This window comes from Sphingomonas sp. SORGH_AS_0438 (assembly GCF_031453475.1).
In the GTDB taxonomy this organism is placed as follows: Bacteria; Pseudomonadota; Alphaproteobacteria; order Sphingomonadales; family Sphingomonadaceae; genus Sphingomonas.
Genome location: NZ_JAVIZS010000001.1, coordinates 2,103,235 through 2,125,734 on the forward strand (window position 1 = coordinate 2,103,235; position 22,500 = coordinate 2,125,734).

General features: G+C 66.9%; 22 protein-coding genes and 3 tRNA genes. 9 read left to right on the plus strand and 16 right to left on the minus strand.

From position 1 onward, the window contains the following. Nucleotides 1-60 precede the first annotated feature (60 nt). The 11 genes from fabZ to rpsB all read right to left on the minus strand — a co-directional run bounded on the left by fabZ (nucleotide 61) and on the right by rpsB (nucleotide 11,493). The gene (fabZ, locus tag QE452_RS09735) at nucleotides 61-537 is read right to left on the minus strand and encodes a 3-hydroxyacyl-ACP dehydratase FabZ (RefSeq protein ID WP_309657985.1); all 477 of its coding nucleotides are present in this window, start codon (nucleotides 535-537) and stop codon (nucleotides 61-63) included. Next, a complete protein-coding gene (locus tag QE452_RS09740) occupies nucleotides 534-1,181 on the minus strand; it encodes an OmpH family outer membrane protein (protein WP_309657984.1) in 648 nt (215 codons plus the stop codon). Before QE452_RS09740 ends, fabZ begins: the two co-directional genes overlap by 4 nt. Next, nucleotides 1,181-3,901 carry an outer membrane protein assembly factor BamA gene (gene bamA, locus QE452_RS09745; protein ID WP_309658141.1) on the minus strand — a complete coding sequence of 907 codons (2,721 nt, stop codon included), beginning with the start codon at nucleotides 3,899-3,901 and terminating at the stop codon, nucleotides 1,181-1,183. Before bamA ends, QE452_RS09740 begins: the two co-directional genes overlap by 1 nt. 119 nt (nucleotides 3,902-4,020) lie before the next feature. Next, the gene (locus tag QE452_RS09750) at nucleotides 4,021-5,163 is read right to left on the minus strand and encodes a M50 family metallopeptidase (RefSeq protein WP_309657983.1); all 1,143 of its coding nucleotides are present in this window, start codon (nucleotides 5,161-5,163) and stop codon (nucleotides 4,021-4,023) included. Further along, the gene (locus QE452_RS09755) at nucleotides 5,160-6,317 is read right to left on the minus strand and encodes a 1-deoxy-D-xylulose-5-phosphate reductoisomerase (protein ID WP_309657982.1); all 1,158 of its coding nucleotides are present in this window, start codon (nucleotides 6,315-6,317) and stop codon (nucleotides 5,160-5,162) included. The genes QE452_RS09750 and QE452_RS09755 overlap by 4 nt, the downstream gene beginning before the upstream one ends. Next, nucleotides 6,314-7,069 (minus strand): phosphatidate cytidylyltransferase, encoded by a 756-nt coding sequence (locus QE452_RS09760; protein ID WP_309658140.1) that lies wholly within the window; start codon nucleotides 7,067-7,069, stop codon nucleotides 6,314-6,316. The genes QE452_RS09755 and QE452_RS09760 overlap by 4 nt, the downstream gene beginning before the upstream one ends. Nucleotides 7,070-7,152: 83 nt before the next feature. Further along, nucleotides 7,153-7,875, minus strand: coding sequence for a polyprenyl diphosphate synthase (uppS, locus tag QE452_RS09765; RefSeq protein WP_309657981.1), 723 nt, complete (start codon nucleotides 7,873-7,875; stop codon nucleotides 7,153-7,155). A gap of 64 nt (nucleotides 7,876-7,939) precedes the next feature. Then, nucleotides 7,940-8,497: a ribosome recycling factor gene (frr, locus tag QE452_RS09770; protein ID WP_125993147.1), complete on the minus strand. Its 558-nt coding sequence runs from the start codon at nucleotides 8,495-8,497 to the stop codon at nucleotides 7,940-7,942. Next, the gene (gene pyrH / locus QE452_RS09775; RefSeq protein WP_125993148.1) at nucleotides 8,497-9,225 is read right to left on the minus strand and encodes a UMP kinase; all 729 of its coding nucleotides are present in this window, start codon (nucleotides 9,223-9,225) and stop codon (nucleotides 8,497-8,499) included. Before pyrH ends, frr begins: the two co-directional genes overlap by 1 nt. Before the next feature lie 419 nt (nucleotides 9,226-9,644). After that, nucleotides 9,645-10,589 (minus strand): translation elongation factor Ts, encoded by a 945-nt coding sequence (tsf, locus tag QE452_RS09780; RefSeq protein ID WP_125993149.1) that lies wholly within the window; start codon nucleotides 10,587-10,589, stop codon nucleotides 9,645-9,647. 85 nt (nucleotides 10,590-10,674) lie between these two features. Beyond that, complete coding sequence (gene rpsB / locus QE452_RS09785; protein ID WP_125993150.1) at nucleotides 10,675-11,493, minus strand: 30S ribosomal protein S2; 819 nt, start codon at nucleotides 11,491-11,493, stop codon at nucleotides 10,675-10,677. Between the two features lie 369 nt (nucleotides 11,494-11,862). On the opposite strand from rpsB, the gene QE452_RS09790 reads away from it, so the two are divergent. Continuing rightward, nucleotides 11,863-12,099, plus strand: a complete 237-nt coding sequence (locus tag QE452_RS09790; protein WP_309657980.1) for a hypothetical protein — start codon at nucleotides 11,863-11,865, stop codon at nucleotides 12,097-12,099. Here the strand turns inward: QE452_RS09790 and pssA are convergent. Both pssA and QE452_RS09800 read right to left on the minus strand, forming a co-directional pair. Next, nucleotides 12,038-12,844 carry a CDP-diacylglycerol--serine O-phosphatidyltransferase gene (gene pssA, locus QE452_RS09795; protein ID WP_309658139.1) on the minus strand — a complete coding sequence of 269 codons (807 nt, stop codon included), beginning with the start codon at nucleotides 12,842-12,844 and terminating at the stop codon, nucleotides 12,038-12,040. The genes QE452_RS09790 and pssA overlap by 62 nt on opposite strands. A gap of 49 nt (nucleotides 12,845-12,893) precedes the next feature. After that, on the minus strand, nucleotides 12,894-13,616 hold the full coding sequence (locus QE452_RS09800) for a phosphatidylserine decarboxylase (protein WP_309657979.1): 723 nt from the start codon (nucleotides 13,614-13,616) through the stop codon (nucleotides 12,894-12,896). 151 nt (nucleotides 13,617-13,767) lie between these two features. Here QE452_RS09800 and QE452_RS09805 point away from each other — a divergent pair, with 151 nt between their 5' ends. Together QE452_RS09805 and QE452_RS09810 are read left to right on the plus strand one after the other, a co-directional pair. After that, nucleotides 13,768-14,985: an NADP-dependent isocitrate dehydrogenase gene (locus tag QE452_RS09805; protein WP_309729979.1), complete on the plus strand. Its 1,218-nt coding sequence runs from the start codon at nucleotides 13,768-13,770 to the stop codon at nucleotides 14,983-14,985. 161 nt (nucleotides 14,986-15,146) lie between these two features. Continuing rightward, nucleotides 15,147-15,773 carry a PEPxxWA-CTERM sorting domain-containing protein gene (locus QE452_RS09810; RefSeq protein ID WP_309657977.1) on the plus strand — a complete coding sequence of 209 codons (627 nt, stop codon included), beginning with the start codon at nucleotides 15,147-15,149 and terminating at the stop codon, nucleotides 15,771-15,773. Between the two features lie 358 nt (nucleotides 15,774-16,131). Here QE452_RS09810 and QE452_RS09815 read toward each other — a convergent pair. The 3 genes from QE452_RS09815 to QE452_RS09825 form a co-directional block, all read right to left on the minus strand. Continuing rightward, nucleotides 16,132-16,207, minus strand: a tRNA-Ala gene (locus QE452_RS09815). Between the two features lie 253 nt (nucleotides 16,208-16,460). Then, nucleotides 16,461-16,536 (minus strand) — tRNA-Ala (locus QE452_RS09820). An 81-nt stretch (nucleotides 16,537-16,617) separates the two neighbouring features. Then, nucleotides 16,618-16,941 (minus strand): TIGR02300 family protein, encoded by a 324-nt coding sequence (locus QE452_RS09825; RefSeq protein WP_125993156.1) that lies wholly within the window; start codon nucleotides 16,939-16,941, stop codon nucleotides 16,618-16,620. 106 nt (nucleotides 16,942-17,047) lie between these two features. Here QE452_RS09825 and aroA point away from each other — a divergent pair, with 106 nt between their 5' ends. From aroA to QE452_RS09855, 6 genes are all read left to right on the plus strand, one after another. Beyond that, nucleotides 17,048-18,394 (plus strand): 3-phosphoshikimate 1-carboxyvinyltransferase, encoded by a 1,347-nt coding sequence (aroA, locus tag QE452_RS09830; protein WP_309657976.1) that lies wholly within the window; start codon nucleotides 17,048-17,050, stop codon nucleotides 18,392-18,394. Further along, entirely contained in the window at nucleotides 18,391-19,014 is a 624-nt protein-coding gene (locus QE452_RS09835) for a d(CMP) kinase (RefSeq protein ID WP_309657975.1), read from the plus strand. The genes aroA and QE452_RS09835 overlap by 4 nt, the downstream gene beginning before the upstream one ends. Before the next feature lie 124 nt (nucleotides 19,015-19,138). Continuing rightward, on the plus strand, nucleotides 19,139-19,882 hold the full coding sequence (locus QE452_RS09840; RefSeq protein WP_309657974.1) for a PEPxxWA-CTERM sorting domain-containing protein: 744 nt from the start codon (nucleotides 19,139-19,141) through the stop codon (nucleotides 19,880-19,882). A 274-nt stretch (nucleotides 19,883-20,156) separates the two neighbouring features. Next, nucleotides 20,157-21,869, plus strand: coding sequence for a 30S ribosomal protein S1 (gene rpsA, locus QE452_RS09845; RefSeq protein ID WP_125993159.1), 1,713 nt, complete (start codon nucleotides 20,157-20,159; stop codon nucleotides 21,867-21,869). Nucleotides 21,870-22,021: 152 nt separating this feature from the next. After that, on the plus strand, nucleotides 22,022-22,300 hold the full coding sequence (ihfB, locus tag QE452_RS09850; protein WP_309657973.1) for an integration host factor subunit beta: 279 nt from the start codon (nucleotides 22,022-22,024) through the stop codon (nucleotides 22,298-22,300). A gap of 114 nt (nucleotides 22,301-22,414) precedes the next feature. Continuing rightward, a tRNA-Leu gene (locus tag QE452_RS09855) sits at nucleotides 22,415-22,498 on the plus strand. Nucleotides 22,499-22,500 lie beyond the last annotated feature (2 nt).

The window sequence follows — 22,500 nt, forward strand, 5'->3', positions numbered from 1 at the left end:
AAGAGAAGGGCGCGCCCTACACGGACGCGCCCGAATTGGCAATGGATGGATCGTCCGGCCTCAGGCGGCGGGCGGATCGGCGATCATCGCGGTGAAGTTCGCCTCCGCCACGACCGCGCCGTCGATCTTGGCGACGCCGGCGAACTTGCAGGCGCGCGTCCGCTTCTGGACGAATTCCACCTCCAGATGGAGGAGGACGCCGGGCTCCACGGGCTTGCGGAACTTCACGCCGTCGATCGTCATGAAATAGACGAGCTTGCCCGAATTGGCCAAGCCCAGGCTCTCCACCGCCAGGACGCCGGCGGCCTGCGCCAGCGCCTCGACGATCAGCACGCCCGGCATGATCGGACGGCCGGGATAATGACCCTGGAAGAAGCCCTCGTTGATCGTCACCGCCTTCACCGCGCGGATCGACGTGTCGAGGACCAGTGCCTCGACACGATCGACCAGCAGCATCGGGTAGCGATGCGGGATCGCCGCCATGACCCGCGTGACGTCCAGCGGGCCGAGCACGGCGGCCGTCTCCGTCTCGCTCATCGGCCGGCGGGTTGCGCCGGACGCGCGGCCGGAGCGGCGGCGGGGGCGGCAGCGGCGGACGCGCCCTGCTGCTGGCCCGGCTGCCAGTTGGCGGGCGGCGTGACGCTGACGGTCGGGACCAGGCGATCCAGCTCGGTGGTGATCGCGCTGGTCACGTCGGCGGTCGGACCGGCGAACAGCACCGCGTCCGGACGGACCAGCATCGACACGTTGCGCGCGCGCACCACGGCCTGCACCGCGTCGGGCAGCTTGGCGGAGATCTGCTCGATCGCATAGGCCTGGGCGCGCTGCGCCGGCAGGGTGATGCGCTGGATCTCGGCTTGGGCCGCCTGCTCGCGGGTCTGGATCGTAGTGGCCTGCTGCTGCAGCGAGGCCTGGTTGGCGTTGGGCGCGGCGCGCGCGGTGTTGAACGCGGTCACCAGCGGCTGCAGTTCCTTGCCCACCGCCTGGCGGCGCGCCTCGGCCTGGTCGAGCTGCGCCTTGTAGGTCGTCTCGATCTGGGTGCGGGCGGTGGCCCAGGCGCGCGATGCGCCGATCGCCTGCTCGGGATTGGCGACCGCCACGGTCTGCGCCTGCGCCGCCACCGGGGCCGCAACGGGAGCGACCAGCGCGGCCGCGAGAAGAAGCGTCTTGAAACGGGTCATCAGAACTGCGTCCCTACGTTGAAGGTGATAAGCTTGTTGTCGTCGCCCTTCTGCTTGATCAGCGCCTTGGCGATATCGATGCGCAAGGGGCCGAAAGGCGAAGTCCAGTTGACGCCGAAGCCGACCGTCAGGCGCGGCTTGGCAGAATTGCCGAGGAACTCCTCCACATAGGGAGTGCCGCGAATTGGCTGGTTCGGCGTGGTCCCGATGCAGGTTCCCGGGGTATTGGTATCGGGCAGGCCAGCGGCACAGGTCGTGGTGATCGTCGTCGGCGCACCGTTCGTACCCGTGGTGGTGGCGATGTAACTTCCCGTCAGCGGCCCGAGGAACGTCGGCGAGCCATCGGCATTGACGCCCGGCTGCCCCGTCTTGGGATCGATATAGCGATCGAACGTCTGGTTGATGATCGGCCGCGTGATGCCGAACAGACTGCCGACCTGCGCGTAGATGGACGGCCGCAGGCCGAGCTCGCGCGCACCCGAACCCAACGGAATCTCGAGTTCCGCGCGCGCCAGATAATAGGCGCGCCCGCCCAGCGCATCGTCGAACCCGTCATTCCGCTGGGTCGACAGAAGCTGCGCGCCCGACGCCGGGTCGCCCGTGGTCAGGTTGGTCCGGCGGATGCGCGGACCCACGCCGCGAATGTCGAAGCCGCGGAAGTTCGGCTCGCCCAGATAGAAGCGGTCGATGATCCGCACCGGGTCGATGCCCGGGCCCCGGCTCTTCTCCAGCGAGTGGATGTAACCGCCCTCGCCCAGCGTCGAGAAGACGAAGCCCTTGCCCAGGCCCCAATATTTCGCGCCCTTGAACTGGCCACGGATATATTTGACGTCGCCGCCCAGGCCCGCGAAGTCGACGCTGAACGACAGGCTATGCCCGGCGGTCGGGCGGAGGCCCGAGTTGAGGCTGTTGTAGAGCAGCGAGGTGCCGATCGACGAGGTCCAGCGGTTGCCGAGCTGCTCGCACAGATAGCGCCCGACCTGCGCCGGATTGCACTGCCCGTTGGTGAGCAGGCTCGAGTCCAGGCCCACCTCGTCATAGGACAGGCCATAGCGCCCCGACAGTGACCAATATTCCGTCAGCGGCACGCCCGACCGGACCTGGAAGCCGGTCGACACCTGATTGTAGGTGGTGTTCCGGTCGCCATTGTTCGTGAAGTTGAACGCGTTGTAGTCGCGCCGGAACACATCGACGCCGACCGCGATGTTCTTGTCGAACAGATAGGGTTCGGTGAAGCCCGCCTCGATCGACTTGGAATAGGCGGAGTAATTGACGCCCAGCCGCAGCTCCTGGCCCTTGCCACGGAAATTCTGCTGCGAGATGTTCGCCTGGATGATGAACCGCTCAAGGCTGGAATAGCCGGCCGACAGCTGGAGCTGCCCGGTCGGCTTCTCCTCCACCGGCGCTTCGAGCAGGATGCGGTCGGGCGCGGAGCCGGGGCTGCGCTTGATCTCGAACTTGTCCTGGAAGAAGCCGAGCGAGTTGATGCGGTCCTGCGAGCGCTTGATCTGGAAGTCGTTGAACGCGTCGCCCTCGGCCAGACGCATCTCGCGACGGATCACCTTGTCCTGCGTCTGCGTGTTGCCGTTGATGTCGATCCGCTCGACATAGGTGCGCTGCGCCTGGCCGATGTGGAAGTTGATCCCCATCGTCAGCGTCTCGGGATCGCGCTGGAACTCCGGCTCCACGTCGGTGAAGGCATAGCCGAACAGGCCGGCGGTCTGGCTCAGCTTGTCGACCGAATCCTCGACCATCTTGGCATTGTACCAGTCGCCCTTCTTCATCGGCAGGCCGGCGGCCAGCGCCTTGTTGTCGAAGTCGCGGATCTCGCTGTCGACGGTCACGTCGCCGAATTTGTAGCGCTTCCCCTCTTCGACCACATAGGTGATGATGAAGTCGCGCTTATCCGGGGTCAGCTCCGCCACCGCCGAGGTGACGCGGAAGTCTGCATAGCCCTGGGTCAGGTAAAATTGCCGCAGCTTCTGCTGGTCGTAGTTCAGCCGGTCCTGGTCGTAGCTGGTGTTCGACGAGAGAAGGCGGAACCAGCGCGATTGCTTGGTCGCCATCTGCCCGCGCAGCTCGTCGTCGCTGAACTTCTCATTGCCCAGAATGTTGATCTGGCGAACCTTGGACTTCGCGCCCTCGGTAATCTCGAACACGATATCGACGCGGTTCTGGTCGAGGCTGACCATCTTCGGCTCGACCACGGCGGCGAAGCGGCCCTGGCGACGATACAGCTCGATGATCCGCGACACATCGGCGCGCACCGCCGTCCGCGTGAAGATCTGGCGGGGGGCGAGCTTGATCTCCTTCTGGATCTTGTCGCTCTTGATCGCCTTGTTGCCCTCCAGGATCACCCGGTTGATGATCGGGTTCTCGCGGATGCGCAGGACGATATTGCCCGTCTCGACGCCCGAGATGGAGAAGTCGGCGAACAGCTCGGACGCCTGCAGATCCTTCAGCGCCTGGTCGAGCGTCTCCGCCGTATAGGGGATGCCGACGCGCAGCTTGGTGTAGGACAGCACCGTTTCCGGCTCGATCCGCTGCGAACCCTCGACACGCAGCGACTTGATGGTGCCGGCGGCGTTGGGAGCCACCGCCTGCGGCGCGGCGGGCGTGCCCTGCGGGATCGAGACCCGCGGCCCCTGCGCCTCGCGGGCGGCAGCGCCACGCGGCTGGGCCGGGGCCCGTTGCGCCAGCACCGGCGTGCCGGCCAGCATGGTCGTCGCCAGCAGCGTCGCGCCGATCGCTGCGACCTTGGAACCGTTATTCGTCACGCACCCACCCCGAGAAAACAGAAAAGCGACCCCCGGCCGTTGCGGCCCCTGCCCGAGTCCGGTCACCCGATCAAGCCGGCGATACCGCGCCACAGGCCGAACTTGCCCAGATCGTTGAAGGTCACGAGGACCATCAGGGCCAATAGCGCCGCCAGACCGCCGCGAAACGCCCATTCCTGCGCCGCCGGACCGACCGGGCGTCGCCGCACCGCCTCGATCGCATAGAAGAACAGATGGCCGCCATCCAGCATCGGCACTGGCAGAAGATTGATGAACCCCAGATTGATCGACACCATCGCGATCAGCCAGACGAAGGCGGGCCAGCCGAGCGACATCTGCTCGCCCGATACCTTGGCGATCTGGAGCGGGCCGCCCAGTTCGTCGACCGAGCGGCGGCCGGTGATGATCTGGCCCAGCGTATCGATGGTCGAGCGGACGATCGCCACCACCTGCGACGCGCCCTCGACGGGCGCCCGCAGCAGCGACACCGGTTCGTAGTGCGCGGGCGGGCTGGCGATGCCGAGTCGGCCGATGCGGAATTGGTTGCCGAACCGGTCGCTCTGCCGGGTCTCGCCGATCCTGAGCGTTAACGGCCGTGCCGCCGCCTCGCCGCCGCCCCGCACCACCATGGCGGTGACGGTCGCGCCGGGCCGCAGGATCGCATATTGGGCCAGGTCGCTGAAATCGTCCATCTGCCGGCCATTGATCGACAGAATGCGATCACCGGGAGCGAGGCCGGCGGCGGCGGCCGGGCTGCCCTGCACCACCGCGCCCACCACCGGCGGCGCGGTGCGCACGCCGTAGAGATAGGCGAAGCCCGCCAGGATCAGGATCGCCGCCAGGAAATTGACCACCGGCCCCGCCGCGACCACGATCGCGCGCTGCCACACCGGCTTGGCCTGGAAGGTGCGGCTCCGCTCCTCGGGTGGCAGCGACAGCCATTCGACGCTCGGCTGGCTGGCCGGATTCATGTCACCCGCGAACTTCACATAGCCGCCGAGCGGCAGCCAGCCGAGCTTCCAGCGGGTCCCGCGCCGATCGGTCCAGCCCGCCACCTCGCGGCCGAACCCAATCGAGAAGGCCTCCGCCTTGATCCCGAACCAACGGCCGGCGAGATAATGACCCATTTCGTGGATGAACACGAGCGGGCCGATCACCGCCACGAAGGCGATCAAGGTCAGGGGGATACCAGGGGCATCGATCAAGCTGCAGCATCCTTCAGGCCTGCCGTCGCCTGCCTTCTCGCCTCGGCATCGATCGCGAGCACCGCGTCGAGCGTCGCCGGCGCGGGCGGGTCGTAGCGATCCAGCGTATCCGATACGATTGCGGCAATTTCGAGGAAGCCGATCTGCCCGGCCAGGAAGGCCGCCACCGCCACCTCGTTCGCGGCGTTCAGGATCGCCGGTCGCGCCCCGCCCGCATCGAGCGCCGCGCGCGCCAGCGCCAGCGCCGGGAAGCGGACCGGATCGGGCGCCTCGAACTCCAGCCGGCCGATCGCCACCAGGTCGAGCGGCGCCATCGGCGTCGCCATCCGCTTGGGCCAGGCCAGGCAATGCGCGATCGGTACCCGCATGTCCGAGGGGCCGAGCTGCGCCAGCGTCGAGCCGTCGCGATACTCGACCAGGCTGTGGATCACCGATTGGGGATGGACGACGATCTCGATCCGGTCGGGATCGATCGGGAACAGGCGCGCCGCCTCGATCAGCTCCAGCCCCTTGTTCATCATCGTCGCGCTGTCGACGGAGATCTTCGCGCCCATCGACCAATTGGGATGCGCCACCGCCTGGGCCGGCGTCACCGCGCGCATCGCGTCGAGCGTGGCGGTGCGGAACGGCCCGCCACTGGCGGTCAGGATGATGCGGCGGACATCGGCCATGTCCTGTCCCGCCAGGCATTGGAAGATCGCATTATGCTCGCTGTCGCAGGGCAGCAGCGTCGCCCCGTGCGCGGCGGCATGGGCCAGGATCACCTCGCCCGCCGACACCAGGGGTTCCTTGTTGGCGAGCACCACCGTCGTACCCTGCGCCACCGAGGCCATGACCGGCTCCAGCCCCGCACAGCCGACGATCGCCGCCATGGTCCAGTCGACCGGCCGCGCCGCCGCCTCGATCACCGCCGCGCGACCGCCCGCGACTTCGATATCGGTATCGGCCAGCGCCTCGCGCAGGGCGGGCAGGCAGCGTTCGTCCGCGACCACCGCCAGCTCGGCGCGGGTGCGCCGGGCGGCGGCGGCCAGCTTGACGACGTCGCAATTGGCGGTGAGCGCACGGACGCGGAACCGGTCCGGCTCACGCTCGACCAGATCGAGCGTCGAGGTGCCGATCGAGCCGGTCGCACCCAGGATGGAGACGGTCTTCATGACAGCAACTGCGGCAGGATCACGAGCAGCGCCGCAACCGGCGCGGTCGGCACCACGCCGTCCAGCCGGTCCATCACGCCGCCATGGCCGGGCAGGATATGCCCCGAATCCTTGACGCCCGCACGACGCTTGAGCGCGCTTTCATACAGGTCCCCCATCTGCGCCAGCACCGCCAGCACCGGGGTCGCCGCGACCAGCCGCCAGGGCAGGTCATAGGCCCCGTGCATCGCCGCCGCGAACAGGGTCGCCAGCGTGACGCCGCCGATCAGGCCCGACCAGGTCTTGGCCGGGCTGATCCGTGGCGCAAGCTTGGGGCCGCCGATCGTGCGCCCCGCGAAGAACGCGCCGATATCGGTCGCCCAGACCAGCGCCATCGCCCAGAGCGCATAGACCAGCCCGTCCTCCTGCCGCCGGAGCGCGACCAGCGCCAGCACCGGCAATCCGCAATAGAGGATGCCTAGCGCCAGTTGGCGCTTGCCGGTGATGATCACCAGGAAGAAGGCCGCGCCGAACAGCAGCCCGAGCGAGAAGAAATCATGGACCTCCAGCACCAGGGAGGCCGGCGCCATCACGGCCAGCGGCACGCTGAGCGCGAACTGGCCCATGCGCTTGGCCCGGGCATCGACGCCGGTCAGATCGGCCCATTCGGCCATCATGAACAGCGCGACCACCACGGTCAGCAGCCAGAAGGCGACCCCACCCAGCACCAACGCGAGCATCGCCACCGCGATCATCGCGACGCTGGCGATCATGCGCAGCCGCAGATTGGAGGGGGTCCGCAGCTTCGAATCGGGGGTGTCGGGCAGCAGGCCTGGGGGCAGATCGGGGATCGGGGTCACAAGCCTCCAAAACGGCGTTGGCGTCGGCCGAACACCGCTACCGCCTCCGCCAACGCCTCGCCATCGAAATCCGGCCAGAGCGTTTCGACGAACAGGAGTTCGGCATAAGCCGCTTGCCACAAAAGGAAATTGGACAAGCGCTGCTCGCCAGAAGTGCGGATGATCAGGTCGAGCGGCGGCAGTTCCGCCGTCTCCAGCTCGGCCGCAATCGCGGCCTCGTCGATCTGATCGGCCGGCAGCTTCGCCGCCGCGCGCCGGGCCGCCGCCGCCAGTTCGGCCTGCGCGCCGTAATTGAGCGCGATCACTAGCAGCGGGCCGCTATTGTCCGCCGTCCGCGCGATGGCGTCATCGACCAGCTTCACCAGGTCGGGTGTGAAGGCGCGGTAATCGCCGATCACGCGCAACCGGACATTCTCGCGCGCCAGCTCGGCCAGGTCGGAGCGGATGAAGAGGCGCAACAGCCCCATCAGGTCGCCCACTTCCTGTGCCGGCCGCCGCCAATTCTCCGAGGAGAAGGCATAGAGCGTCAGCGCCTCGATCCCCATGGCGCGGGCGGCGCGGGTGACGCGGCGCACCGCCTCCACCCCCGCCTTGTGTCCGGCCAGGCGCGGCAGGTGGCGCTGCTTGGCCCAGCGGCCATTGCCGTCCATGATGATGGCGACATGGCGCGGCACCGCCCCGCCCTGCGGCACGACGGCGAGCGCGGGCGCGGTGCTCATGCCCCCGCCCCCGCCGCCATCGGGCCGCGACCGGAAAGACGCCCGGAGAGACGCGTCGCCGCGATCACTTGCCCAGGATTTCCTTCTCCTTCGACGACGACACCGAATCGATGTCGGCGATCGTCGCGTCGGTGATCTTCTGCAGCTCGGTCTCGTGGCGCTTGCGCTCGTCCTCGCCGAACACGTTCTTCTTCTCGTCGGCCTTCAGGCTGTCCATGCCGTCGCGGCGCACGTTGCGCGCGGCGATCCGGGCCTTTTCCGCATATTGGCTGGCCAGCTTGGCCAGTTCCTTGCGGCGCTCCTCGGTCAGGTCGGGGATGGGCAGGCGCAGCGTCTGGCCGTCGTTGATCGGATTGAGGCCCAGGCCGGCCGAGCGGATCGCCTTTTCGACGGGGCTGACGTTCGACTTGTCCCAGACCTGCACCGACAGCATCCGCGGCTCGGGCGCGGACACCGTCGCGACCTGGCTCAGCGGCATGTGGCTGCCATAAACCTCAACCGTCACCGGATCGAGCAGGGTGGTCGAGGCGCGGCCGGTGCGCAGGCCGCCCAGATCGTGGCGCAGCGATTCTACGGCGCCGGTCATGCGGCGCTGGATATCGGCCTTGTCATAGGCAGCCATCACTTGTTCTCCTGGGTCTGTACGGTCGTCGAAATGCCATTCCCCGACAGCACGGCAGCGAAATTGCCATGTTCGCGGATGTTGAAGACGACGATGGGGATGTTGTTGTCGCGGCACAATGCCACGGCGGACGCGTCCATGACCTTCAGGTCGTCGGACAGCACCCGGTTGAAGCTGACGGTGTCGTAGCGGGTCGCGGTCGGCACCTTCTTCGGATCGGCGTCATAGACGCCGTCGACGCTGGTGCCCTTGAACAGCGCGTCGCACTTCATCTCGGCGGCGCGCAGCGCGGCGCCCGAGTCGGTGGTGAAGAAGGGCGAGCCGACGCCGGCGGCGAAGATCACCACGCGGCCCTTTTCCAGATGGCGCTCGGCGCGGCGGCGGATGAACGGCTCGCAGACGCTGGCCATCGGGATCGCCGACTGGACGCGGGTGTCGACGCCGATCTGCTCCAGCGCGTTCTGCACGGCCAGTGCGTTCATCACAGTCGCCAGCATGCCCATATAGTCGGCGGTCGCCCGCTCGATGCCCTTGGCGGCGGCGGACAGGCCACGGAAGATGTTGCCGCCGCCGACGACGATGCAGAGTTCATAGCCCTGGGCGCGGACGTCGGCGATCTCCTGCGCGACGCGGGCGGTGACGACGGGATCGATGGCCAGGCCACCTTCGCCCATCAGGACCTCGCCCGAGAGTTTCAGCAGGATACGGTTGTAGCGCGGTGCGGTCATGCGTCTCGATTTGTCGGGGGTGGAAGCGGCGCGGACCTTAGGCGCGCACCGCTGGCGGGGCAACCGCTTCGCGATGCTCGCGTGCGGGAGGTAATGGGGAGAATCGGTGCAGGAGGAAGCGCGCCTCTTCTTCCCACCTGTTCCCCGGCGAAGGCCGGGGCCCAGTTGGGAAGGTTCTGCAATTTAGCGCTGCCCGTCTTCACCATCGTCCCCCAACTGGGCCCCGGCCTTCGCCGGGGAACAGGAGGTAGGAGGGGGAACACCAAGAATCTCCCTTAGCAGCCCCCCGCGACCATCTTTCGTCGCGCCACCGCCCGAACCGCGATCGCCGCGCCCCACAAGCAAAGGGCGGAGGTGGCTCGAAAGCCACCCCCGCCCCTGGGTTCAGCCGTTCCGCCCGGACAGGCGGACGCGAGCCGTTACGCCGCCGGCTTGGCCTGCGGCACACCCGAAGCTGCCGCAACTTCGGCGGCGAAGTCGGACGCTTCCTTCTCGATGCCCTCGCCCAGCTGGAAGCGGACATAGTCCTTCAGCACGATGGTCGCGCCGGCATCCTTGCCCGCCTTGGCCACCACGTCGCTGATCTTGGTCTTGCCGTCCATCACGAACAGCTGGCTGACCAGCGCATGCTCCTTGCGGTACTTGGCGATGCCACCCTCGACCATCTTCGCGATGATGTCGGCGGGCTTGCCCGACTCGGCGGCCTTCTCGGTCGCGATCGCGCGCTCGCGCTCGATCTCAGCCTCGTCCAGGTCCGCTTCGTTCAGCGCCTTGGGGAAAGCGGCCGCGATGTGCATCGCCAGCTGCTTGCCGAGCGACTGCAGCACCTCGTCCGACGCCTCGGACTCGAGCGCGACGAGCACGCCGATCTTGCCCATGCCCGGCGCCTGCGCATTGTGCACATAGGACACGACCGCGCCCTTGCTCACTTCCAGGCGCTTCGAGCGACGCAGCGACTGGTTCTCGCCGATCGTCGCGACGTTGTTGGTCAGCGTCTCCTCGACGGTCTTGCCCGACGGCATCGCCTGGCCCTTCAGCGCCTCGATGTCGTCGCCGCTGTTGAGCGCGATCTCGGTCACTTCACGGACGAACTGCTGGAACTGGTCGTTCTTGGCGACGAAATCCGTCTCCGAGTTGACCTCGACCGCCGCGCCGCGCGTGCCCGACGTCGCGACGCCGACCAGGCCCTCGGCTGCAGTGCGGCTCGACTTCTTGGCGGCGGCCGCCAGGCCCTTGGTGCGCAGCCAGTCCATCGCCGCGTCCATGTCGCCGCCGGTCTCGTTCAGCGCCTTCTTGCAGTCCATCATGCCCGCGCCGCTCTTCTCGCGCAGATCCTTGACCATCGCTGCCGTGATATCGGCCATGTTATCGATCCTCTTGTCCGAATGTGAGTGCGGGCGGGGCGGAGCGTTCCGCCCTGCCCCGCCCGCTAGAAGCCGTACGTGACGATTATGCGTCGATCTGGCGCTCGGCCTCGACCGCCTGATCGGCATTCGCGTCGCCGACGATCGGGTCGGTGCTCAGCGCCGCTTCCGACGGCGGCTCGGCCATCGCGCCCATGTCGACGCCGCGGCGCTGCTGCTGCTCCTGGCCGCCACGGGTCGCGGCGATCGCGATCGCCTCGCAATACAGGCGGATGGCGCGGCTGGCGTCGTCGTTCGCCGGCACCGGGAAAGCGATGCCGTCCGGCGACACGTTCGAGTCGAGGATGGCCACGACCGGGATGCCGAGCGTGTTGGCTTCCTTGATCGCCAGCTCTTCCTTGTTGGCGTCGATCACGAACATCACGTCCGGGATGCCGCCCATGTCGCGGATGCCGCCGAGCGACAGCTCCAGCTTGTCGCGCTCACGGGTGAGCTGCAGCACTTCCTTCTTGGTGAGGCCGGCGGTGTTGCCCGACAGCTGCTCTTCCAGCGCCTTCATGCGCTTGATCGAGTTGGAGATCGTCTTCCAGTTGGTGAGCATGCCGCCCAGCCAGCGGTGGTTGACGAAATGCTGGCCGGCGCGACGCGCGGCGTCGGCGACGGGCTCCTGCGCCTGGCGCTTGGTGCCGACGAACAGCACCTTGCCGCCCTGCGCCACGGTCTGCGACACGAATTCGAGCGCGCGCGCGAAGAGCGGCACGGTCTGCGACAGGTCGAGGATGTGGACGCCGTTGCGGTCGCCGAAGATGTAGGGCTTCATCTTCGGGTTCCAGCGGTGGGTCTGGTGGCCGAAGTGCGCGCCGGTCTCGATGAGCTGCTGCATGGTGACGACAGGAGCCGCCATAATGAATATCCTTCCGGTTGTTCCTCTGGGAAGCGGATGACGCGAGGGCTCGAAGCCATGCGCACCGGTGTATGATGCTTCCCATGCGGGGTTGAGGCGCGCCGCTTAGTCGAACATCGTCCGAAACGCAACCATCCGTGCCGCCGCCATGCCACGGGCCGCGATGATCTGCCTTTGTTCCGGAGACTTGACATGCGGAACGAAGGTGGAACATAACCGCTTCATCAGGGGAACGGGATTCGCCACACCGCATCAGCGGGGCGCATTATCCGATCGCGGCAACCTAGGTGTATGCACATCCAGGAACCGCCCTCTGGCTGATAGGTTAGCATCGATCGATGGTCGACTGATGCGATACGGGAGGCGGACATGGTGGCAGTGATGAGCATGGTGGTGTTCGCGGGCGCATTCGCCCTGTCCGCGTCGGTGATCGCGCTGGCGATCGGGCCGCAATGGCGGCGGATCGTGCGTCTTGCTGTGGGCCGGGCCGACCAGGGCTATGCGCCCCTGCACCAGCTTGCGCTGGCGGAGCGGCGCATCGCCGTCAGGCGCTGGGCGTCGAACCCGGTCCCCGCGCCCCTGCGCCGGCTGCACGAAGCCGCTTGACCCGCTCGTAGCTGATCATGCTGAACGGGATCAGGATCAGGTAGAGCGACGCGATCAGGCTGAGCGTCGGCCAAGGCAGGGTGATCAACGCGGCACCCAGCAGCACCACCAGTGCCAGCGCCTCGAACCGGATGTTCCGGCGGAGGCGCAGCGACTTCCAGGAGAAGGTCGCGATGCTCGACACCATCAGCAGCGCCACGAAGATCGCCCAGGGCGCGACGAAATAGGGCGAGGACAGGAACGGTACGTCCACCCAGAGTGACAGCATCAGCGGCAGCAGGGCCAGTCCCGCCCCCGCCGGTGCGGGTACGCCGGTCAGGAAGCCGGCCGACTTGTGCGGCTGCTCCTTCTCGTCGATCAGCGCATTGAAGCGGGCGAGGCGCAACGCGCAGAACACCGCCAGCACCAAAGCGGCCATCCAGCCGAAGCGCGGATAGGCGGACAATGACCAAAGATAGAGGATCAGCGCAGGCGCCACGCCGAAGCTGATCGCATCGGACAGGGAATCGAGCTCCGCGCCGAACCGGCTTTCGCCATGCAACAGGCGGGCGATCCGGCCATCGATACCGTCGAGCACGCCCGCGACCATGATCATCGCGACGGCGCGTTCGAAGTCGTGGCCGATCGCGAACCGCACTCCCGACAGGCCCGAACAGAGCGCGAGCGCGGTGACGGCATTGGGCGCGACCGCGCGCAACGGGATGCCGCCATGCGGGCGGCGAAAACGTCCCGTCCGGCGTGGCACGATCGGATCGCCCGGCTCGAGGGATGCGGGATCGCTCACCGGCGGCCGCTCACTGCGCGATGCCCTGCACCGGCACGCCGCCGACCCGGCCGATGATCGTCTCGCCCGCGACCGACCGCTGGCCCAGTGCGACCTGGGGCGCGCAATCGTCGGGCAGGAACACGTCGACGCGGCTGCCGAAGCGGATCAGGCCGATCCGCTGGCCCGCCGCGACCATGTCGCCGGGCTTGGTGAAGGCGACGATGCGGCGCGCGACCAGGCCGGCGATCTGGGTGAAGCCGATCTTGCGACCGTCGCGTCCCTCGACCACGAAATGCTGGCGCTCATTCTCGTCCGACGCCTTGTCGAGATCGGCGTTGAAGAACTTGCCGGAGATATAGACGACCTGGCGGATGGTGCCGGCGATCGGCGTGCGATTGATGTGCACGTCGAACACCGACATGAAGATCGACACGCGCACCATCGGCGCCTCGCCCAGCTCGCCGACCAGCTCGCGCGGCACGGGCACGCGCTGGATCATCGTCACCAGTCCGTCGGCGGGGGCGACGATCAGGCCCTCGCCCTGCGGCGTGGTGCGGATCGGATCGCGGAAGAAGGTGGCGACCCAGGCGGTGACGCCCAGCATCGGCCAGAACAGCACCTTGCTGATGATCGTCAGCAACAGGGTGATCCCGAGCGCGATGGCGGTGTATTTCCGGCCTTCGGGATGGACGGACGGGAAGCGCCACTTGACGGTGGTCGTCACGACCGGCGGTTTTTCGAGGGATGGCATCGGCTTCTCCTACCCCTGTGGCATCGAAGTGACAATGCGGAACGCCCCTGCCTCCCTGCCCGGCGGGTCGGGGCGACGCGGCGGACGGGCATTGCGGTCGCCCGGCACACATCCTAGACGCCTGCCCATCCACTTTCCCAAGGAAGCGATAATGGCCAAAATCAAGGTGAACACGCCGGTCGTGGAGATCGACGGCGACGAGATGACCCGGATCATCTGGGAATGGATCCGCGAGCGGCTGATCAAGCCCTATCTCGACATCGAGCTGGCCTATTTCGACCTGAGCATCGAGAATCGCGACGCCACCGACGACAAGGTGACGGTCGACGCCGCCGAGGCGACCAAGAAGTACGGCGTCGCCGTCAAGTGCGCGACGATCACGCCGGACGAGGCGCGCGTCGAGGAGTTCGGCCTGAAGAAGATGTGGCGGTCGCCCAACGGCACGATCCGTAACATCCTGGGCGGCGTGGTCTTCCGCGAGCCGATCGTGATCAAGAACGTCCCCCGCCTTATCCCGGGCTGGACGCACCCGATCGTCGTCGGCCGCCACGCCTTCGGCGACCAGTATAAGGCGACCGACTTCAAGGTGCCCGGCAAGGGCAAGCTGACCATGAAGTGGATCGGCGAGGACGGCCAGGAGATCGAGCATGAGGTGTTCGACTTCCCGGCGTCGGGCGTCGCGATGGGCATGTACAATCTCGACGAGTCGATCCGCGACTTCGCCCGCGCCTCGATGCACTATGGCCTGAACCTGAAGTGGCCGGTGTACCTGTCGACCAAGAACACGATCCTCAAGGCCTATGACGGCCGTTTCAAGGACCTGTTCGCCGAGGTGTTCGAGGCCGAGTTCAAGGACAAGTTCCAGGAAGCCGGCATCGTCTACGAGCATCGCCTGATCGACGACATGGTCGCCTCCGCGCTCAAGTGGAACGGCGAGTTCGTCTGGGCGTGCAAGAACTATGACGGCGACGTGCAGTCGGACCAGGTGGCGCAGGGCTTCGGCTCGCTGGGCCTGATGACCTCGGTGCTGCTGACCCCGGACGGCAAGACCGTGGAAGCGGAAGCGGCGCACGGCACCGTCACCCGCCACTATCGCCAGCACCAGCAGGGCAAGGCGACCTCGACCAACCCGATCGCGTCGATCTTCGCCTGGACCGGCGGCCTCAAGTATCGCGGCAAGTTCGACAACACCCCCGAGGTGACGAAGTTCGCCGAGACGCTGGAGCGCGTCTGCATCGAGACGGTCGAGAACGGCCACATGACCAAGGATCTCGCGATCCTGATCGGTCCCGACCAGCCCTGGATGACGACCGAGCAGTTCTTCGAGCAGGTCCGCGCCAATCTCGAAGCCAAGATGGCGAACGCCTGATCGTTCCTGTCGGCACCCTCCTTCAGGAGGGTGCCGAAATGGGACCGCGTTCCGGATTGGGACACCATCCGCAAGCCAGAATACTATCTTGGATCAAGCACCGAAATTATGAATGGCTCAGTGCCGGGCCATGAAGAGCCGGCATCATGGGGACATTCATCATGCGACATATTCTGCCCGCTTTTGCGGCGGCAGCGATCTTTGCCGCTGCGCCTGCCACGGCCGCCACTCCGATCACCACCGGCACGGTCAGCTCCGCCCTGCTGTTCTCGCCGACGGTCACCCTCGGCGATACGTCGACTTTCGCCTCGGCAAACGGACAGTCGTTCCAGATCACCGCCACCGGGGGTTTCGCCGGCGCGCAGATGCAGCCCGGCTGGCTCAAGGGCATGATCGCCTTCAGCCGCACGGTCGGCACATCGATCGATCAGACGCTGACCGACCTGTTCGTCTTCGCCGACGCGGTCGAGAGCCGGAACACCTTCAACTTCTCCGCCTATCGCGTTCGAACGACCGCCTTCTCGGACATTCCGGGCGTTTCGACCGCCGGATCGCTGGTCCTGTCCGGCTTCACCCGGAATGTGGGACGCCAGTTGGCCGATACGGCGTCGGAATTGACGATCAGCTTCAACTCGACCGGCGGCTCGTCCTATTCGAGCAGCGCATCGCTGGCGACGGTCTCCGCCGTGCCCGAGCCGGCGACGTGGGCGATGATGCTGATCGGCATGAGCTTGGTGGCCGGCGCGGTACGCTACCGCCGCCGCTCGATCGTCATCCGCCTCGCCTGAGCCAGTCCGCTCGGCGAGACATACCATGAAGGAGGACCGGGGCTGGTGGAGCGATCCGCCGGCCCTTTTCCTTGCCCCGAGCCCATGATTCCGCGTCGATGGAAGAGGAATAGTGCGGCGAACGCGACTCCAAACCCGGAAGCCCCGGAGCATCTTCGGGTCCCGGCGTCACCAACGTAATGACAGTGCAGCTGCAAACTCCACAGGCCGCCGCGCGCGCCCATGACTGACCTCAATCATGTCTTGGGAAGCACGGGCATCCCCTGCCCTAGCCAGTGCCACGCCCATGCGGACCTGAGGCGATTCACTATAACGCAGCGATGTAGGGGATCACCGAAACCGGCGGTCAGGACGGATATGGTGGAGCCGAGGGGGATCGAACCCCTGACCTTCGCAATGCCATTGCGACGCTCTCCCAGCTGAGCTACGGCCCCATTCCGTCCGGGAGGCAGCCCATTAGCCGGCGACCCGAAGCTTGGCAAGTAGAAGAACGCACGCTTGCCGGGGGAATTTCACGTCCTACGGTCGATCGGCTTATGGGGGTGGAAGACACCGTTTTCCCGCCCTGAGCCGGGTCGATTGTCGCCCGAAACCGAACGACGACAGGGCGCAAAAGCTGATCGCTTCGGCACCCGACATGATATTAATTGTGTGGAGGCATGGCCGCTTGGGCCATCAGGACGGACATGGTGGAGCCGAGGGGGATCGAACCCCTGACCTTCGCAATGCCATTGCGACGCTCTCCCAGCTGAGCTACGGCCCCATTCCGTCCGGGAGGCAGCCCACTAGCCGCCCCACCGAAGCTTGGCAAGCGGTGTTTCCACCGCCTGCCAAATTTCTTCGATCAGTGTTCGTCCTCGTCGCTCGACGTCTCGACCCCCAGGTCGTCGTCGCCGCCGAGATCGACTTCATCGTCCGCCGAGGGCTCTTCGTCCTCGCCGGTGATGTCCTCCAGATCCTCGTCATCGCCTTCCAGGTCGGCGTCTGGCTTCTGCGTGTCGGACTTCTGCGCCTCGAAGGGCAGCGGCTGCTTCGACTTGAGGATCGGTTCCGGCTCCCAGGCATAGCCGCAGCTGATGCAGGTGACGGGATCGTCCTTTTCGAGGTCGTAGAAACGCGTCGCGCATTTCGGGCACGTACGCTTCGTGCCCCATTCCGGCTTGATCATGCCGTGTCCTTAGCCTTTCGGAATTGGGAATACCCCAGGGATGCTATCCCAGCGAGATGGCCCGCGCCTTGCCATAGCGCAAGACGGCTGTCAAAGCGCCTGCCCCATGAGCCACCTTCCGCCCCAATCCAAGACGCTGGGGTCGCGCGGCCCCCTGCGCGGCACGATCACCGTTCCTGGCGACAAGTCGATCAGCCACCGCTCGCTCATGCTCTCCGCGCTCGCGGTGGGCGAAAGCCGGGTCGAGGGGCTGCTGGAGGGTGAGGACGTGCTCGCCACCGCCGCCGCGATGCGGGCGATGGGCGCGGAGATCGAGCGCGGCGCCGACGGCATCTGGCGCATCCACGGCGTCGGCGTCGGTGGCTTGCGCCAGCCGGATGCGGCGCTGGACATGGGCAATTCGGGCACTTCGACCCGGCTGCTGATGGGCCTGGTCGCGTCCCATGCGATCACCGCGACCTTCACCGGCGACGCCAGCCTGTCGGGCCGGCCGATGGGCCGGGTGATCGAGCCGCTATCAGCGATGGGCGCGGAGATCACCGCCTCGCCCGGCGGGCGGCTGCCGCTGATGCTGCGCGGTATCTGCCCGGCGGTGCCGATCACCTATACGCTGCCGGTCGCTTCGGCGCAGGTGAAGTCGGCGATCCTGCTCGCCGGCCTCAACACGCCCGGCATCACCACCGTGGTCGAGCCGATCGCGACGCGCGACCATTCGGAGCGGATGCTCGCCGGCTTCGGCGCGGACCTGACCGTCGAGCCGAGCCTTGAGGGCCGGGTGATCCGGATCCGGGGGGAGGCCGAGCTGCGCCCGCAACAGATCGTCGTGCCCGGCGACCCCTCCTCCGCCGCCTTCTGGCTGGTCGCCGCGTCGGTGGTGCCGGGGTCGGACATCGTGGTGGCGAATGTCGGCCTGAACCCGACGCGTACCGGAGTAATCGCGGCGCTGCGCCTGATGGGCGCGGACATCAGCGAAGAGAATTCCCGCATCGTCGGTGGCGAGCCGGTCGCCGACCTGCGCGTCCGCCACGCGACCTTGCGCGCGATCGAGGTGCCGACCGAACTGACGCCAAGCATGATCGACGAATATCCCGTGCTGTTCGTCGCCGCCGCCTTTGCCGAGGGACGCACCGTCGCCCGCGGCGCGCACGAGCTGCGCGTCAAGGAAAGCGACCGGATCGCGGCGATGCGCGCCGCGCTGGAGCTGTGCGGCGTGACTTGCCAGGAATATGAGGACGGCCTGGCGATCACCGGCACCGGCGGCGAGCCGATCCCCGGCGGCGCGACCATCGCCTCGCTGCTCGACCACCGGATCGCGATGAGCCTGTCGGTGGCCGCGCTCCACGCCCGCCGTCCGATCACGATCGACGACGCCGCGCCGGTCGCGACCAGCTATCCCAGCTTCTATGCGTCGCTCGACCATCTGGCGACGGATGCCGCGGAGCAGGCGGCATGATCATCGCGGTCGACGGCCCCGCCGCCAGCGGCAAGGGCACGATCGCCCGCGCGCTCGCGCGGCATTATGGCCTGCCCCATCTCGATACCGGCCTGCTCTACCGCGCCGTCGCGATGACGGTGCAGCGGCTGGAACTGGACGGTTCGAAGGAAGCGGACGCGGTCGCCGCCTGTGATTTCGACGATTCGCTGCTCGCCGATCCGGGCCTGCGCAGCGACGCAATCGGGCAGCTCGCCTCGGTCGTGTCGGCGCATCCGCTGGTCCGCGCCTCGCTATTCCAGCGGCAGCGGCGCTTCGCCAATCAGCCCGGCGGCGCGGTGCTGGACGGGCGCGACATCGGCACGGTGATCGCGCCGGAGGCGGACGCCAAGCTGTTCATCAAGGCGACGCCGCAGATCCGGGCGCGGCGGCGCCATGCCGAACTCCATGCGCATGGCGCGACGATCAGCTTCGACAAGGTGCTGGCGGACATCCGCGCCCGCGACGCGCGCGACAGCGGGCGCTCCACCGCCCCGCTGGTCCAGGCACCCGACTCGGCGCTGCTCGATACCAGCTTCCTGACGATCGAGGAATCGGTGCGCCGCGCCATCGGACTTGTCGAGGCGCGTCGCGCCGGCTGAACGATGAACGGGCATTAACCATCGCCCGTGTCAAAGTAGGATTTCGTTAACCATAAGCATCGATTGAAGGAAATCAGCGACTTAGCGAAAGTGCTCTCACAGAAAATCGAGTGGGAGCAACAACATGCGCAATTTCCTCTACACGGTCGCAACTGCCGCCATCTTCGCCGCCGCTCCGGCCTATGCGACGAACTTCTCGGTCGGCATGACCAATGGCGGCAAGTCCGGCAGCAGCACCGACGCCCGTATCTATAGCGCGACGAGCAACGGCCAGACGCTGAACGTCAAGGTCACCGGCTGGACCGATTTCGGCTTCTTCGGCGTCGGCCGCAGCGCGGTCGGCAGCTATGGCACCGACGGCCTGGGCATCACCAATGCGATCGAAAGCGGCGCGAACGGCTCGCACCAGGCGGACAGCTATCTCGGCACCGACTTCTTCATCCTGCAGTTCGACCAGGCGGTGAAGCTGACCTCGGCGGTGTTCAACACCTTCGACCTCTACGGCTCGGCCCCGGACAACAACGCCCTGATCCGCTGGGGCAACACCTCCACGGCGTGGAACGGCAGCCTGTCGGCCGACAGCCTGTCCAAGGCGTTCACCGGCAGCGCGATCTCCTATGGCAACGGCTCCGACGGCAGCCGCAGCCTGGCGCTGGGCAGCACCGCGATCGGCAATATCTGGATGATCAGCGCCACGGCGGCCGATGCGCCCAAGATCTACGACGCCTTCAAGCTCGCCGGCGTCAATGCCAGCACCGTCGCCGCGGTGCCGGAGCCCGCGACCTGGGCGATGATGCTGGTCGGCTTCGCGATGGTCGGCGCCGCTGCCCGCTATCGCCGCCGCAGCACCACCACCGTCTACGCCTGATCCCGCCCCGTCCGGCGCGTGCGTCCCTTTGGCGCGCCGGACCGGGTGGGCCGAGGGGCGGCGATTGCTTTTTCGCCGCCCCTCTCCTATAGAGAACAGGTTCGACGGGCAGGTGCCCGCGAAGATCGGCGCGACGGGCTCTGTCCTCTCGCGCCCTTTTCGCATCATCGGTCCGACGGATGCCGTGCCGGCATGGGGCCGTCGCGGCGTTTTGGCCAAGACCAGCGGATCCAACCGCTTGGCCGGAAACGAACCCCGAGGAAGACATTTTCTAATGGCAACCCAGATTCAGCCCAGCCGCGATGATTTCGCGGCGATGCTCGATGACATGTTCGGCGGCGCCGACAGCTTCGAGGGTCGCGTGGTGCACGGCACCGTCACCGCGATCGAAAACGACATGGCCGTCATCGACGTCGGCCTGAAGTCGGAGGGCCGCGTGCCGCTCCGCGAATTCGCCCCCGCCCCCGGCCAGAAGGCCGAGCTGAAGGTCGGCGACGAAGTCGAGGTCTATGTCGACCGCGTCGAGAACATGCACGGCGAAGCGATGCTGTCGCGCGACCGCGCCCGTCGCGAAGCCGCATGGGACAAGCTCGAGCTCGAATTCTCCAAGTCGGCCCGCGTCGAGGGCACGATCTTCGGTCGCGTCAAGGGCGGCTTCACGGTCGACCTGTCGGGCGCCGTGGCGTTCCTGCCGGGTTCGCAGGTCGATATCCGTCCGGTGCGTGACGTCACGCCGCTGATGGACATCCCGCAGCCGTTCCAGATCCTGAAGATGGACCGCAAGCGCGGCAACATCGTCGTGTCGCGTCGCGCCGTGCTGGAAGAGACCCGCGCCGAGCAGCGTTCGGGCCTGATCCAGAGCCTGGCCGAGGGCCAGGTGATCGACGGCGTCGTCAAGAACATCACCGATTACGGTGCGTTCGTCGACCTGGGCGGCATCGACGGCCTGCTGCACGTCACCGACCTGTCGTACAAGCGCGTCAATCATCCCTCGGAGATGATCGCGATCGGCGACACCGTGAAGGTGCAGATCATCCGCATCAACAAGGACACGCAGCGCATCAGCCTCGGCATGAAGCAGCTCGAGTCGGATCCGTGGGACGGCGCATCGGCCAAGTATCCGGTCGGCGCGAAGCTCTCGGGCCGCGTCACGAACATCACCGAATATGGTGCGTTCGTCGAGCTGGAGCCGGGCATCGAGGGCCTGGTCCACGTCTCCGAAATGTCCTGGACCAAGAAGAACGTCCACCCGGGCAAGATCGTCTCGACCTCGCAGGAAGTCGATGTGGTGGTGCTCGAAGTCGACAGCGACAAGCGTCGTATCTCGCTGGGCCTGAAGCAGGCGCAGGCCAATCCGTGGGAGGCGTTCGCCGCAGCCCATCCGATCGGCTCGACCGTCGAGGGCGAAGTCAAGAACGCGACCGAGTTCGGCCTGTTCATCGGCCTGGACAATGATGTCGACGGCATGGTCCACATGTCGGACATCGCCTGGGGCGTGTCGGGCGAGGATGCGCTGGCGCTGCATCGCAAGGGCGAGACCGTCCAGGCGATCGTGCTCGACATCGACGCCGAGAAGGAGCGCATCAGCCTCGGCATGAAGCAGCTCGAGCGTGGCGGCCCGTCGGTCGGCGCGGCCACCGGCGGCAGCAACCTGGGCAAGAACCAGGTCGTCACCGTCACCATCCTCGAAGTGCGCGATGCGGGCCTCGAAGTGCAGCAGGGCGACGACGGCGTGACCGGCTTCATCAAGCGCACCGATCTCGGCCGCGACCGTGACGAGCAGCGTCCGGAGCGGTTCCAGGTCGGCCAGAAGCTCGACGCGATGGTCACCGGCTTCGATCGTTCGAAGAAGCCGACCTTCTCGGTGAAGGCGATGCAGATCGCCGAGGAGAAGCAGGCCGTGGCGCAGTACGGCTCGTCGGACTCGGGTGCGTCGCTCGGCGACATCCTGGGCGCCGCGCTGAAGGCCCAGAGCGAAAAGAAGTAAGTCGACTGGAAAGGGCCGGAGCATCGCTCCGGCCCTTTTTGGTACAGCCCATTCACTTTTTCCCAACTTTCCTCGCGCCTTGGCGTCAAAATAGGCTTTCCTCCGCAAATTTAACCTGTATTAGAAACTAATCATCACCGTCGGGGGATAGAATGATTAGGTCCGAACTCGTACAGAAGATCGCTGAGGAAAATCCGACGCTTAGCCCCAAGGAAGTTGAAGCCATCGTCGCCACCTTCTTTGGCGAGATCACCGAGCGTCTCGCGGCCGGCGGCCGTGTCGAGATCCGCGGCTTCGGCGCCTTCTCCACCCGCGCTCGCGACGCCCGCACCGGCCGCAATCCGCGCACTGGCGAGACGGTCGATGTCGAAGCCAAGCGCGTTCCCTATTTCAAGCCCGGCAAGGAAATGCGCGCCAAGCTCAACGTCTGATCGACGCGCGGTCCCGCATCATCCTCGGCCTGCCATCATCGGGCCTGCCCGTGCCCGGCGCGGGTACATGGGGTTGACGGCGGGGCCCGCTTCGGGCTTCACGCGGAGTGGTGGGCGGACGTGGCGAAATCGGTAGACGCAGCCGACTTAAAATCGGCTTCCTTCGGAGTGCGGGTTCGAGTCCCGCCGTCCGCACCACC